We start from the raw sequence: 14,119 nt of genomic DNA, 5'->3' as shown, positions 1-14,119 counted from the left end.
TGCGATGCAAACCGACCGCGAAACCGTAGTGATCGTAGGCGCCGGCCAGGCCGGCGCTTGGGTGGCGATCACGCTGCGCGGCCTCGATCCCGACCGGCGGATCGTGCTGATCGGCGACGAAGCCCATCCGCCCTACGAGCGCCCGCCGCTATCGAAGGCGATCCTCGCCGGCAAGGCCGGGATTGAAAGTGCCTATATCAGGCCCAGCACCTTCTATGCCGACAACCGGATCGAACTCATGCTTAACGGGCGGGTCGGGCATATCAATCGCGGTCGCAACAGGCTAACGCTAGATGACGGTTCGACCCTTGATTACGGGACGCTGGTGCTGGCCACTGGCTGCCGCCCGCGCAGGCTAGCCGTCGAAGGTGCCGACCTGCCGCAGGTTCATACGCTGCGCACTATCGCCGACGTGGAGAAAATTGCCGACCGGCTGAAACCGAGAAGCCGGGTTGTCGCCATCGGCGCCGGCTTCATCGGCCTCGAATTCGCTGCGGTCGCGGTGGAGGCAGGCTGCTCGGTCGTCGTCGTTGATGCAGCGCCTCATGCGATGGGCCGGGTCATCGACAGATCGGTCGCCGAGGTCGTCGCAGCAGCACACGAAGGACGCGGCGTCGATTTCTGCTTTTCAGCGGCAATCGAGAGGATAGAGCCCGATGGCGATCATGCTGCGGTGGTTCTGGGCAGCGGCAAACGCCTGCTTGCCGATCTCGTCATCGTCGGCATTGGCGCCGTTCCCAACACCGACCTTGCCGAGGCTGCCGGGCTCGCCTGCGACGACGGCATTGTCGTGAACGCTTTCGGCCGGACGGACGATCCGAAGATCTTCGCGGTCGGCGACGTGACAAGGCATTTCAACCCGCTGCTTGGCCGCAGCCTCCGGCTGGAAAGCTGGCAGAACGCGCAGAACCAGGGCATCGCGGTCGCCAAGGCGATTGCCGGCACGGCGACCCCTTATGCGGATCTTCCGTGGTTCTGGTCGGATCAATACGACACCAACCTGCAGATCATCGGCGCGCCTGCGGTCTGGGACCGGATCATCTGGCGCGGCCCCCCAGAGAGCGGCAAGTTCACCGCGATCTATATGAACGGCGAACGCGTCGTTGCCGGCAACAGCATGAACAACGCACGCGACATCCGTTTCATCAAGCAATTGATCCTGAACGGAACGGCGGTTCCGGATGCGGCACTTGCCGACCCCTCGACCAGTCTTGCACAGCTCGTGAAAGGTTAGACCATGAATGCCATCGACATCGCTCCGCACAGCATGGCCGATCTTTCGGGCCAGCGCGCCATCGTCATCGGCGCCGGCTACGGCGTCGGTCCCGCTGTGGTGTCGGCCATCGCCGCAGCCGGCGCCACTGTCATCAGCGACGATGCCGACGCATCAGCCGGCGGTTATATCGCCTCGGACGGCACGCCGACGGAATTCATCGATCGCTGCGTGGAAAAGCTCGGCGGCATCGACGTGCTGGTCGTTTCCTCGCGCCCGGTCAAGAACAAGCCCGTGCTCGACATGACGTCCGAGGAAATGCGAGGGGTGGCCGAAGAGGAGCTTGTCCTTCCCGCCCTGCAGATGCAGGAGGCGGCCCGGCGCATGGTCCAGGCCGGCTACGGCCGCATCATCGTCTTCGCCAGCATGTCCGCCAAAACAGGCGTGCATCATGATGTCGCGCCCTATGCAGCGGCGAAAGGTGGTCTTCTCGCCTTCGCTCGCGTACTTGCCGCAGAAACCGCCGAACATGGTGTCACGGTCAACGGGATCGCCACCGCCCTTTTCGAACCGCAGGTCAAAACCATGACGGAGGAAAAGCGGACAAGGCTCAAGGGCGCCATTCCCGTCGGCCGGTTCGGCCGCAGCGAGGAAGCGGCCCACGCCGTCCTCTTTCTTGCCTCGGACAATGCGGGTTTCGTGACGGGCGAGTGTATGAACCTTTCGGGCGGCCGCTTTATGGATTGACCTTTGGCGCCTTCCGCGCCGGGAGACTGTTGATGATCGTACAAAGCTTTCTCGGCGGACGGCCGGGCCAACGCATCCAAGACTACCGCAACTCCATGCCCCGTTACGTGAAGGTGCTTGCGATCGGCAAGAGCGCCGAGAGCATCATCAGCAGCTTCAACCGCGACCGGGAGAATATCCTGACCACCGGCCCTCTCGATCCGGACGGGCGCCAACCGATGGACGAACCGGTCAACGGCATCCGCCCGAACGCGGTGATCGTCGTCTATCAGAAGGGCGAAGAGGTCCGTTTTCCATTCCAGACCGAGCGGACGGCCTCCATGCTCTCCTTCGTCGTGCTCGAAGAACCCGACGGCCGAGCCGAACGTGAGCCCAACAAGACGCTGCAGGCGATCCAGAAAATCGCCGACCTTTTCGTGACGACCTCCGACCAGGAATTCGTCAACGAACTCATCGACAACCTTGCCAACTGATTGCCCTCATTCATTTGGGGCGATCGAGGAATGCCCGGTCAACATATATGGAGAGACAATAAGAAGAGCGGCAATTCGTATTGGACGACAATAAGTCGATACCCTTAACGTGACGTCCGTACACAGGGAGAAGCTGGGCAAGGTGCAGCGATAAGCACCACAGCCTTTCGCCTCGACAGGATGACAGGGCTCCGGCAGCCGAAACGGCCCGAATGCCGGCCGCTCAGAGACCGGCAAATAAGAACAATCCTGACAAAGTCAGCCACAAAATGTGCAACAAGTTCTTGGGGAACAAACAATGCATATCACCAGACGATCCGCCATCACGCTTCTGGGTGCGGGAGCCGCCTACGGCCTGCTCGGTGCACCGACGATCTGTTTCGCCGTGGCTGCAGAAAACAACATTTTGAGGGTTGCTCTCGACGAGTTGCCGAAGCAGCTCGATCCCCTGCTCTACCAAACCAATCCCGGCTACCGGACGATGTTGAACATCTTCGATACGCTGCTGACGGTCAATTATGCCGGCGATGGCGCACTGCAGCCGGCCCTTGCCGAAAGCTGGAAGCGCGTCGATCCCCAGACGCTGGATCTGACGTTGCGCCAGGGCGTGCTTTTCCACGACGGCTCCCCACTGAGGGTCGACGACGTCGTCTTCTCCTTCAGCTTCGGCCGCATGTTCGATCCGAAATCACCGGGCTTCGGCGTCGCCCAGCAGTTCCTTTCAACGATCCAGTCGGTTGAAGCGGTCGACGCCAAAACGGTTCGCGTCACCTCGAAGGTGCCTGATCCGGCACTCGAACTGCGTCTGACCGCCTGGGGCAGCCAGATCGTCAGCAAGAAGGCGTTCGAGGCCGCGGGCGGCTTCCCCGGCTTCGCGCAGAAGCCGGTCGGCACCGGCCCGTTCTCGGTCGTTTCGCTGTCGCCTGATGCCGTGCAGCTCAAGGCCTTCCCGCAATATTGGGGCGGCAAACCGAATATCGAGACGCTAATCTACAGCTCGTCACCTGAACTCTCCTCGCGCATTGCGGGCCTTGCCAGCAACGACTTCGACATCATCACCGACGTGCCGGCCGACCAGTTCGAGGCCGTCACCCGCGACGAGAATCTCGAGATCGTCGGAGGTACGGTTGCGAGCCTGCGCATCATCAAGTTCGATACCCGCAACGAGGTCCTGAAGGATGTCCGCGTCCGTCAGGCTCTGGGTCTTGCCGTCGACCGCCAGGCGATCGTCGACGCTCTCTGGCAGGGCAAGGTGGACGTGCCGCACGGTCACCAGCTTCCTGCCTACGGCCCCTTCTACGATGCGTCGCGGCCGGCTTACAAATATGATCCGACGGAAGCCAAGAAGCTTCTGGATGCCGCCGGCTACAAGGGACAGGCAATCCCATACCGCATTCGCACCGCGGCCTACGGCCCGGAACTCGCCACCGCCCAGATCGTCGTCTCCATGTGGGAACAGATCGGCGTCAAGATCGACCTGCAGATTGTCGAAAATTTCGCGCAGATGATGGCCTATCCCGGTGTCGGCATGCGCAACGGCGTCGATCCGGTGCTGGTCAACGATCCACTCTTCGGCCTCTGGCGCTCCTATGACCGGTCGCAGAAGGAAGTTTGGACGAACGAGGAATTCTTCACCCTCGGCGACAAGCTCCAGTCGAGCGTCGATCCGAAGGAGCGGCAGCGGGCATTCGCCAAGATGATGGACATCTTTGACGCCGATCCGCCAGGCATCATCCTGCATACGATGGGTGTGTTCTACGGCAAGAGGAAGACCGTCAACTGGAAGCCGATCCCCTCGGTCTACATGGACTTCCGCGCGGCGTCGCTGGCTTGAGTGCACGGCACAAACGGATAGATTTCCGATGTCGTTATGCGCATTCGATTAATGCGATGCCCTGGTCCAGGGCATCGCAGCGATTACAAGTCTACACTGCAGGATTGAACGGATGAATTCCGATAAGATTGCGGAGCGGGTCTGCCGCGTCGAAAACCTTGGTATCGCGCTTGCCGGCGACCAGCCCATCCCCCTGGTCGACGATGTTTCCTTCGAGATCGCCAGGGGCGGTTACTTCGCGCTTGTCGGCGAAAGTGGCAGCGGCAAGAGCATCACCTGTCACAGCCTGATGCGGCTCCTTCCCTTCACGCCCGAATTCAAGGGCCGCATCATCATCGACGGCCAGGATGTCTGGTCGCTGAACCGGCGGCAGCTCATGGAGTTCCGGCGAAAATCCGTCGGAATGGTGTTTCAAGACCCCCTCGCCGCCCTCAACCCGGTTCGCACGATCGGTTCTCAGATGCTGGAAACGCTCCGGCTCTATTACCCCAAGGCCCGCGCCGACGAATTGCGCACGCGCGCGATCGATGCCTTGAAGGGTGTCCATATCCCGATGGCCGAACAACGGCTCGATATCTATCCGCATCAGCTTTCCGGCGGCCTCAACCAGCGCGTCATGATTGCGCTCGCCATGCTGGGTGATCCGGCGCTGCTGATCGCCGACGAGCCGACAACCGCGCTCGACATGTCGGTCCAGGCCGAAGTGCTGGATCTCATCGACGAGATGCGGCGGAAGAACAGCCTAACCGTTCTGCTCGTCACCCACGATCTCGGCATCGTCCGTGACAGAGCGACCCACATCGCCGTCATGCACAATGGCCGGCTGGTCGAGCAGGGCCAGACAGGCGATGTCGTCCATGCGCCCAAGGCCGATTATTCTCGGGAACTCTTTGCCGCTGCGAGCGTCGAATGGCCGGATCGCCAGACGGCGAAACTCCGCCAGAACCCGCTCGCCCTCACCTTCGACACCGTCAACAAGACTTTCTATTCCTCCTCGCGCGATCGCAAGGCCGGCGTCGGCGTGCCCGCCGCCAAGGCCATGTCGTTCACGGTCCATCGGGGCGAGATCGTCGCTCTGGTCGGCGAGAGCGGCAGCGGCAAGACGACGGCGGCGAAAATGGCCATGGGCCTCGTCGCTCCGGACTCGGGAAGCATCACGACACACGCATCCGAACGAAGCGGTGCATCGAAACTCAGTATGCAGATGGTCTTCCAGCATCCGCGCGACTCCCTCGATCCGCTAATGAAAGTGGACGATCAGTTCCACGAAGTGCTGAAGGTCCACGGCTGGCGAGATGCGGAGGCCCGGCGCGCCCACATCGCTCAAATCATCCAGGATGTCGGGCTCGGCGCCTATGTCCTTGAAAGGCGGCCGACTTTCCTCAGTGGCGGCGAGGCCCAGCGTGTCGTGATCGCCCGCGCCCTGCTGTTGAAACCCGATATCCTGATCGCCGACGAACCGCTCTCGGCCGTCGACGTCCGCATCCAGAAACATATCCTAGAGTGTTTTCAGCGCCTGCGCGAGCGCCTCGGCATCGCCATTCTGCTGATCACCCACGATCTCAGGGTCGTCTTCGAGATCGCTGATCAGGTGGTGGTGCTGCGCAACGGCGAGGTGGTCGAGGATATCCCGGTCTCGCTGTTCACCGACGGCAGCCGCCACGAGTATACGCAAATGCTGATAGACGCCATGCCCGGCAAGAGCCCGATGCCGCCGGTGCGCGCACTCGGAATAGAAGGTACCTTCGCCACCAACGGGAGACTCTGACCATGCTGCTGATATCTCGTCTCCTGCGCGCCGCCGTCTCCCTCTGGGTGATCGTGACACTTGTCTTCGTCGCCTTGCGCGCCACCGGTGATCCGGTGCTGGCGATCTTCAATCCCGATGATACAACACAGGCGGCGCTTGATGCCTATCGCGAGCAATGGGGCTATACCGGAACCATTCTGCAGCAATACCTCACCTACGTGAACAACATCTTCCACGGCGCCCTCGGCATGTCGAACATGAGCAACCGGGACGCGCTCGCCGTCGTCCTGGAACGCCTGCCCGCCACCTTACTCCTAGTCGGCTGCAGCGCTGTCATCATGATCGTCATCGGCGTGCCGGCGGGCGCGCTTGCCGCGATCGACAACGGCGGACGCCTCGACCGGACGATCATGGCGCTCTCGACCGTCGGCTTTGCCTTGCCCAATTTCGTGCTCGGCCTCGCGCTCATCCTGCTCCTGTCGGTCAACCTGCACATCCTGCCCTCGAACGGCTACGGCTCGTTCGAGAACCTGATCATGCCGGTGCTGACGATCGGGCTTTCTAAGGCGGCGATCTTCACCCGCTTCGTCCGCTCGGCTGTGCTCGACGCCCTGCGGCTGACCTGCGTCACCTCGGCACGGGCGCGCGGCCTCAGCGAATTCCGCATCTTTACCCATCACGTGATCCCGAATGCGATGCTGCCCCTCGTCACCATCACGCCGCTTCTGGTCGGCAGCATGATCGCCGCCGGCTCCGTCGTCGAATCAGTCTTCGGCTGGCCGGGCGTCGGCCGCCTGATCGTCGATTCCGTCGCCCAGCGCGATCTGGCCGTGCTGCAGGTGATCATCATGATGGTCGCCTTTCTGATGATCGCGACCAACCTCATCGTCGACCTGACTTACGCCAAGCTCGACCCCCGCACCGCTCTTGCACACAATCAATGACCGGAGGCCGTTATGCCCGCCATCGCTACCGAAAAAACAGGCCGCCGCTTTCCAGGCATGCCGCTGACGGCCCAAGTCTCCATCCTGTGGCTCGTCCTCTGTCTGTCGCTGATCGCAGTCGTGCCCTTGCTGCCAGGCGTGAACAACGCATCGGTGAACCTGCTGGCACGCCTCAAGCCGCCGGTCGGCTTCGGCGGCACCTGGACACACTTCCTCGGCACCGACGATCTCGGCCGCGACATCTTCCTGCGGTTGGTCGCATCGCTGCGCACCAGCCTAGCGCTCGCGCTCGGCGCCACCATCTTATCGGCGATCATTGGCACGACCATCGGCATCCTGGCCGCGCATTTTCGCGGATGGGTGGATCAGGTGATCGTCGCCGCCGTGGATGCGCAGGCCTCGGTGCCGTTCATCATCGTTTCGCTGACGCTGACGGCGCTCTTCGGCAACAACATCGTGCTGTTCATCTTCATTCTCGGCCTGTTCGGCTGGGAGCGTTTCGCCCGTCTTTCGCGCGCCATGACGCTCGCCTCCCGCGGCCGCGGCTATGTACTTGCGATGAATACGTTGGGCTTTCCCTGGCCGCGGATCTACCTGCGCCATGTTCTGCCCAACATCGCGAGCACCCTGCTCGTCACCGCGACCATCAATTTCCCGGAAGTCATCCTGCTAGAGACGTCGCTGAGCTTCCTCGGCCTCGGAATCCAGCCGCCGATGAGCAGCCTCGGCAATATGCTCGGTTTCGGCCGCTCCTATCTTCTGACCGGCTGGTGGATCGCCGTGGTCCCCGGCGTCACCATCTTCCTCTGCACGCTGACGGTCAGCATCATCGGCGACTGGGCCCGCAACGTCATCGGCCGCGCATAAGAAAGGGCCACTGGAAAAGCGGCCGCCAAACAGAATTTGGAACGGGTTAGGCCTCTTCGACCTCTTGTCGGGCGGCAATAAGCCTTATCCGATTGTAAACCGGTAAATCATCTCGCCAACGGATGTGAGCTGCTCCAGGTCTTTTGCTCCGGCAGCGTTTATCGCGCGAGGCCAGAATTTCCGAGCGGGCGCGCGTTCGACGGCATGACATTCAATTCCCAGACGCCCGAATGTGCCCGCAGGACGGCTTTTGCGGCATCACGCCATGCGCTCGCGCACGCGGAACGATATAAAACTCGGCCACTGAGAAATCGGTGCCTCTTCCCGACGGAGACCACTCGTTTACGAAGGCGAAGCCGACGCATTGGTCATTCCGTTCGATCAGATCGGGCCAACGGCTCCCGATCTCTTCCCAATAGGCGTCGAAATAGCGGTAGTTGAGATCAACTTCACCGCACCTGCTTAACTCCAAGAGATAATCGGTAAGGAGGTTTCTCAGATGCGGTTAGTGCTCCGCGAAAGCCAGTCTTACGCCAGCGCGCAACGCATTCGCCTCCGTGGTCAACTGAGCGGCACAATGCTTCTGACTTTTGCGCTCGCCGCGGTCCGCGGCAAGAGGCTTCAGCTCGAAACGCGGCCCAGCCCCACATTTGGGCAAGTGGCCGGGTTGAAAAGCGGCTTCCTAACCTTCGATCAGTTCGCGCATACGGCTGACCGCCGCCCCCGGCGCGCTCAGCACAGGAATATCGACCCGTCGCTGCACCGCCTCGGCGGCCTGCGACGTCGAGAAATGCGCCAGCATGATCGTATCCATGCCATCGAGCTCCGGCGCCCGCTCGGCGATCAGACGGTTATGGGTCTCGACATCGCCCGCCCGAAGTGCGGTCATCGCGTCTGCGACGAGAATGGTCCTGAGGCTTGCGGGCGAGCCCACCCCGGCGGTGTATTCCTCGAATTCACCGGTCATCGTGCCGACCGACGGCCCGAAGGTCGCAATCATGCCGATCCGCTTCCCGCTGGCGACGGCCGCATGAAACATCGCCTCATTGGGTTTGAGCACCGGCACCGGTAGTTCCGCAGCCATCCTGTCGATCGCCGGGCCGAAAGCCGAACAAGTGACAAGGATACCGTCGGCGCCCACAGAGTGGCCGTAGCGCCCAAGATTGACGAAACGCTCGATCAACGCTTCGGTCAGCTCCGGTTCGCGCGCCCGGTCCGGACTGAGGGAATCATCGAGAAGATTGACGAGTTCAGCCTCCGGCCAGAGCTCCTTGAACGCGGTCTGGACGGGTTGCACCGCCACAGGCGTTGCATGGAGAAGGACGATACGGGGTCTTGCCGACATATTGCTCTCGCTTGTTGATCAGATCGGGTCTGATTGTCAGACCTGCCCTGTTAGTCAGAACCGGGGTTCGAGCCCGGCGGCCTGATAGGCCCTCCGGGCAAGTGGCGTGAAAAGCTCGCCGAGGAACCGCTCTGCGGCATCAGCGGCCGCCGTGTTCTTGAACACCGCCACGCTGAAATCAGTCGTCGCGCCGAGCTCCGACGGCAATGCGCCGACGAGATCCGTGCCGGGCACGGCCAACAGCTCGCTCACTTGCTGAATGGCTATTGCCACCTCGCCGCTCACGAGTCTTTCCGCCGTCAGCCCGGCGTTCACCACAAGCGCCTTGGCCCTGATCTCATCGCCAATGCCGAAATCGTCGATCATCTTCTCGAAGAAGATGCCGCTGGCACCTGTGCGCGAGTAAACCAGCGTCGGCGTATCGAGGAGGATACGGCGAAGCGCCTCCGGCGTCGAGATGTCAGGCCGAGGCGCGCCGGCCAGCACGGCCACGCCCACGGAGGCCTGCGCCAAGGGCCTTCGCGACGCGGGGTCGAGCAGGTCTTTCGATTCCAGCTCGTCGATCGCCCAGTCGATCGCGACGATCGCATCGGCCATTTCCCCCTCGGCGATGCGGCGTATCAGGCCAACGGTCGGATCCCAGATCATCCTTGCAGTGCCGCCCGTCCTTTCGAATTCGGGCATGATCGTCTGATCAACGATCGCGCGCAGGATCAGCGCGCTCATCACCGAGACGGGGGCGGTTTTGCCTTCGACGGCAGAGGACATCATCGGCGCCTTCACAGATATTCGACGCTGTAGTCGATCTTTGCCAGGCAATCATCAATCCAGCGGCGTTCGACCGTTCCGTTGCGCACCCGTTCGCGCTGTGCGTTCTCGCCGGCAAGACGCGTGGCGGCCGGCGCATAGACCAGTTCCGTCTCGTCATAGGGAATGCACATCAGGCCGTCATCGTCGCCGATCATCAGGTCGCCGGGTTCGATGACCATACCGTTGATCGCGATCGGCACGTTGATTTCGCCGGGGCCGTCGTGAAGCGGTCCGCGATGCGTGACACCTGCCGCAAAGACGGGGAAAGTATGGTTCTTCACATGTCCGTAGTCGCGGATCGCACCGTAGATCACCACGCCGGCAATGCCGCGTGTCTCGGCATGCGTCAGCATCATTTCACCGACGATCGCATTGGTGAGATCGCCGCCGGCATCGACGACAATGATGTCGCCCGGATGTGCGGTGTCGATCGCCTTGTGAACGAAAAGATTGTCGCCGGGCCGCGTCTTGACCGTGAATGCCGGTCCGGCGAGCACCTTGCCGCCGCCGTGCATCGGTCGGAGGGCAGCGCCGCCGGCGGCCAGCCGGGACATGCTGTCGCTGATGACAGCCGCCGGAATGACGCGGTACTTGTCGACCGTCTGCGGTGAGACCCGTCGTTTCGGCTGCATAACTCTCAAAATCGTCATCACGCGCTCCTGTTGAATGTAAGCTCCATCAGACAATAGGAGGCATGGCCGGGGTCGGGCCAATTCAAAGTGATAAGGCTCTTATTTGCAGGACAGAATAAAAACGCCGGGTCGAATGCCTCGCAAATAATATGTTGACCGAATAAATGACGCGAATGTTGCAATTGGACGCGGCAACAGCCAGCCGCTACTTCTCGGGATCAAGGGAACGAGGACGCCGCCTGTGCTAAAATTCAACGCCAACTTGACCCAGCTCTATACCGAGTACGATTTCCTGGATCGCTTTGCCGCGGCCGCGGCCGATGGCTTCCGGGGCATCGAATATCGCGCCGCCTATCATATCCCGAAGGAGGTCCTTCTGGAGCACCTCCGGCAAAACGGCCTCGAGCAGGTGCTGTTCAACCTTCCGCTCGGCAACTGGGACGCAGGAGAGCGCGGCATCGCCTGCCTTCCCGGTCGGGAGGAGGAGTTCCGGCACGGCCTGGAACAGGCCGCCGATTACGCCAGGACGCTCGGCTGTCCGCAGTTGAATTGTCTTGCCGGCCTGAAACCGGACGGCCTGAAGGACGAGGCGGCCGAAGAGACGCTTTGCGGCAATCTCCGTTATGCGGCCGACCGCCTGGCCAAGGACGGCATCAGGCTGCTTGTCGAGATCCTCAACCGCCGCGACAATCCCGGCTGCGTGATTTCAAGCGTGGCGAAGTTCGAAGAGATTGCCGGCAGGGTCGGCTCCGACAACCTTTTCCTGCAATATGATTTCTATCATCTTCAGGTCATGCAGGGCGATCTCATCCGCAATTTCGAGCGGCTGCAATCGCGGATCGCCCATGTGCAGGTGGCCGACAATCCCGGCCGCCACGAACCCGGCACCGGCGAGATCAATTACCCCTTCATTTTCGAGAGCCTCGAATTGCTCGGATATAATGGCTGGATCGGCTGCGAATATGCCCCGAAGGACCGCACGAGCGCCGCGCTGGGATGGATGCGGGCTTTCGTGCCGCAGCCCGAAAGGATCGGCTGATGCTGCTTGGAGCCATTGCCGACGACCTCACCGGCGCCACCGATCTGGCCCTGATGCTGGCGCGAGAGGGCATGCGGACGATCTAGAGCCAGAACGGCAAAACAGTGTCGAAACGAAATCCGGGTTCTCATGCCGAGCCAGCAGATCATTGAGCGCTCGGCGGGAGGGATCAAGATATTCCCGTAACGACGTGACGGCGAGGTTTCCATGCAACGTGTGCTCACTCCCACGACCAACCCCTGCTGTAACCGACGGATGTTTGCCTCGGTTCGTTTCTGAGAGTACGCGTTCGGACAAGAGTTCTAAGTTTACGTTGTCTAAAGGCATGGAACAGGACCCCCCTGGCATCAATAATGCGAAAGTTGAATTGCAAATTCGCGCAATGGTAGAATATAGTCATCTATTAGCGTGAATAATTAAGGTTGGTAATATTTTCCGCGCCACTGGCGACGGGGGCCGCCGAAATGAAGATCAGCATTGTTGTATGCTTTGCCTTGCTCAGTTTCCTGGCTGGTACTGCACACGCGCGGCGGTGTCCACTACTAGCGACTGAAGAGTCCGCCGCTGCCGCCACAAGAGCGTTATTTAACTGTCCTAGCGCCCGTCTGCTCGTGGAAGCTGAGGGCGAACACAAGTTTCAAGTTCACTACGATTTCCCGCAAGCCCTACCTGATTTGAGCAATATTCCATACTTGTCGGTTGATCCGCTTGCCGATCAGATAGGCTTGATCGACAGCGGATGTTGCGATCTCTTACCGCAATGGTGGGCCGCCATAATATCCCTAAGCGCTTTCGGCGGGTTTCGCGTCACTGGTGAGCATGGCGAGGACCTCACGCCTAAGGGGTTGAAAGCTCGCGGGCTGATCGCCCTGCTGGCTCTGGCCCCTGATCATTGCAGGAGCCGCGAATGGCTTCAAGACAAACTGTGGAGCGACCGCAGCCAGAAGCAGGGTGCGGACAGCTTACGTCAGTCGTTGATGGACATCCGCCGAGCGTTTGGCGAGCAAGCCGGTATCCTCACAGCGGGTCGGGAGAAGGTCCGGCTCGATTCTCGGGGCTTTGTCGTCAACTTCGATCGCCCCTTCGGTCGTGGTGCCGACAAGTGCGATATCGAGCTGTTTGGCGATCTTGATATTCCCGATGCTGAATTCGAAGAATGGATAAGAAACGAACGCCTGACGTTCAGCCCGCCCCTTCGAGGCGATGCCAATGAAACTCACGTGCAAAGGCGACTCGACAATCCGGTTATCTTTTTGCGCTGCGATGGCACGGGGACCTCGGAAGGGCAAGCGATCGTCAAGAGCGTCTTGTCTCTCGTTACGGCATCGCTGCTTGATTTCTCCGATTTTCAGATTTTCCAGGACTTTGATTGCGCAACGCCAATTCGTCGGGAGCCTCCCCGAAGGGGGCTCGTCGTATCGGCGAGGATGCCCCCTGGACAGCAATGGCTCTCCATCACCATCCTCCACCCGTCACGGGGTCAGATATTTTGGACGCGGAGCGTTCGGGTGCCGATGTTCTTCAACGATGAACTAATGCATCCAGTCTGCTCCGAGATTGTTGAAGCAGTTCTAAGAACCTTCAGAACGCGCAGCGACGACCTCGAAATTCCGGATTGTGCCGCCATGATGGCCAATCGAGGCCGGAACCTCATATTCCAGTTTGACAAGCATCGTCTGCTACAAGCTGACGCCCACCTACGGCTCGCCTATGAATACGACCCCAGGCCGCAATATTTGGCGTGGCGATCATATCTAAGAATCGTAGCGCAGTTTCAACATCGGTCATCTCACTTTCTGGGCGGCGACGCTACGGACACGATGATGTTGGCGCGAGAAGCGATACAGGAGGCTCCTTCCAGTGCGATTGCCTTAGGCGTAGCCGCCCATATCGAGTATCTGTTCGGCGGATCGGTCAAGAGTTCGCTTCAACTCGCGACTCACGCCGTAGCCCTTGATCCCCTGAATGCCATCACCCACGCGATCCTTTCCAACACCGAGCTGATAATCGATAACCGACCGGATAGCCAGAGATCGGCGTCGATGGCATTGGCACTGGCCGGGGGCAGTGAATGTCGCGCCCTCATTGAATTCTTTTGCTGCATGTCTGCCACTGCATTGGGTGAATATGAAATCGCCACGCATCATGCGGAAATGGCGGCGATCCTGCGCCCCTCATTCATGGACCCTCTCCGGTATCTCGTTGCTCTGTACAATCACGCTGGACGAACAGACGAGCTTACCCGCACCATCACTCGAATACAGAGCGCCGAGCCAGATTTTCACATGGCCCGTCTGTTGGACAACGACTATCCCAACACTACCCTACGGCGTATGCGCTTGATGGAGGCCATCGCTCGCTAATTTGACACTGCGGCGCTAATACCAAGTCCCCCGAAGAGTGTCGCTTTCACGGTAATTCGTAGCCGAAATTCACGATGCGATCACGATCGCAGGCTCAAGTAC

At 60.7% G+C, this 14,119-nt stretch carries 13 protein-coding genes; 10 read left to right on the top strand and 3 right to left on the bottom strand.

Going from position 1 to position 14,119, the window contains the following annotated elements:
• Nucleotides 1-4 precede the first annotated feature (4 nt).
• From HGP14_RS08885 to HGP14_RS08855, 7 genes are all read left to right on the top strand, one after another.
• Nucleotides 5-1,234, top strand: a complete 1,230-nt coding sequence (locus HGP14_RS08885; RefSeq protein WP_168829444.1) for an NAD(P)/FAD-dependent oxidoreductase — start codon at nucleotides 5-7, stop codon at nucleotides 1,232-1,234.
• Between the two features lie 3 nt (nucleotides 1,235-1,237).
• Complete coding sequence (locus HGP14_RS08880; RefSeq protein ID WP_168829443.1) at nucleotides 1,238-1,960, top strand: SDR family NAD(P)-dependent oxidoreductase; 723 nt, start codon at nucleotides 1,238-1,240, stop codon at nucleotides 1,958-1,960.
• A gap of 32 nt (nucleotides 1,961-1,992) precedes the next feature.
• Nucleotides 1,993-2,433, top strand: a complete 441-nt coding sequence (locus HGP14_RS08875) for a hypothetical protein (RefSeq protein WP_168829442.1) — start codon at nucleotides 1,993-1,995, stop codon at nucleotides 2,431-2,433.
• A gap of 298 nt (nucleotides 2,434-2,731) precedes the next feature.
• Nucleotides 2,732-4,267 (top strand): ABC transporter substrate-binding protein, encoded by a 1,536-nt coding sequence (locus HGP14_RS08870; protein ID WP_168829441.1) that lies wholly within the window; start codon nucleotides 2,732-2,734, stop codon nucleotides 4,265-4,267.
• A gap of 112 nt (nucleotides 4,268-4,379) precedes the next feature.
• A complete protein-coding gene (locus HGP14_RS08865) occupies nucleotides 4,380-6,035 on the top strand; it encodes an ABC transporter ATP-binding protein (RefSeq protein ID WP_168829440.1) in 1,656 nt (551 codons plus the stop codon).
• Nucleotides 6,036-6,037: 2 nt separating this feature from the next.
• A complete protein-coding gene (locus tag HGP14_RS08860) occupies nucleotides 6,038-6,961 on the top strand; it encodes an ABC transporter permease (protein WP_168829439.1) in 924 nt (307 codons plus the stop codon).
• 12 nt (nucleotides 6,962-6,973) lie between these two features.
• Entirely contained in the window at nucleotides 6,974-7,828 is an 855-nt protein-coding gene (locus HGP14_RS08855; RefSeq protein ID WP_168829438.1) for an ABC transporter permease, read from the top strand.
• Nucleotides 7,829-8,510: 682 nt separating this feature from the next.
• On the opposite strand, the gene HGP14_RS08850 is transcribed toward HGP14_RS08855, so the two are convergent.
• From HGP14_RS08850 to HGP14_RS08840, 3 genes are read right to left on the bottom strand one after another with little or no spacing between them, the layout of a single operon-like run.
• Nucleotides 8,511-9,173 carry an aspartate/glutamate racemase family protein gene (locus HGP14_RS08850; protein ID WP_168829437.1) on the bottom strand — a complete coding sequence of 221 codons (663 nt, stop codon included), beginning with the start codon at nucleotides 9,171-9,173 and terminating at the stop codon, nucleotides 8,511-8,513.
• A 54-nt stretch (nucleotides 9,174-9,227) separates the two neighbouring features.
• On the bottom strand, nucleotides 9,228-9,941 hold the full coding sequence (locus HGP14_RS08845) for a molybdate ABC transporter substrate-binding protein (RefSeq protein WP_168829633.1): 714 nt from the start codon (nucleotides 9,939-9,941) through the stop codon (nucleotides 9,228-9,230).
• A gap of 11 nt (nucleotides 9,942-9,952) precedes the next feature.
• Nucleotides 9,953-10,633 (bottom strand): RraA family protein, encoded by a 681-nt coding sequence (locus HGP14_RS08840; protein ID WP_168829436.1) that lies wholly within the window; start codon nucleotides 10,631-10,633, stop codon nucleotides 9,953-9,955.
• Between the two features lie 223 nt (nucleotides 10,634-10,856).
• Here HGP14_RS08840 and otnI point away from each other — a divergent pair, with 223 nt between their 5' ends.
• The 3 genes from otnI (at nucleotide 10,857) to HGP14_RS35450 (ending at nucleotide 14,017) form a co-directional block, all read left to right on the top strand.
• On the top strand, nucleotides 10,857-11,654 hold the full coding sequence (gene otnI / locus HGP14_RS08835; RefSeq protein WP_168829435.1) for a 2-oxo-tetronate isomerase: 798 nt from the start codon (nucleotides 10,857-10,859) through the stop codon (nucleotides 11,652-11,654).
• The gene (locus tag HGP14_RS36640; protein WP_409527066.1) at nucleotides 11,612-11,740 is read left to right on the top strand and encodes a four-carbon acid sugar kinase family protein; all 129 of its coding nucleotides are present in this window, start codon (nucleotides 11,612-11,614) and stop codon (nucleotides 11,738-11,740) included. The genes otnI and HGP14_RS36640 overlap by 43 nt, the downstream gene beginning before the upstream one ends.
• A gap of 378 nt (nucleotides 11,741-12,118) precedes the next feature.
• Nucleotides 12,119-14,017 (top strand): hypothetical protein, encoded by a 1,899-nt coding sequence (locus HGP14_RS35450; RefSeq protein ID WP_246704386.1) that lies wholly within the window; start codon nucleotides 12,119-12,121, stop codon nucleotides 14,015-14,017.
• The last annotated feature ends 102 nt before the right edge of the window (nucleotides 14,018-14,119 follow it).

It is taken from the genome of Rhizobium sp. P32RR-XVIII (genome assembly GCF_012641395.1).
Classification (GTDB): domain Bacteria; phylum Pseudomonadota; class Alphaproteobacteria; order Rhizobiales; family Rhizobiaceae; genus Rhizobium.
The sequence above is the reverse complement of the archived record's forward strand: the minus strand, read 5'-3'. Positions and strand labels throughout refer to the sequence as shown.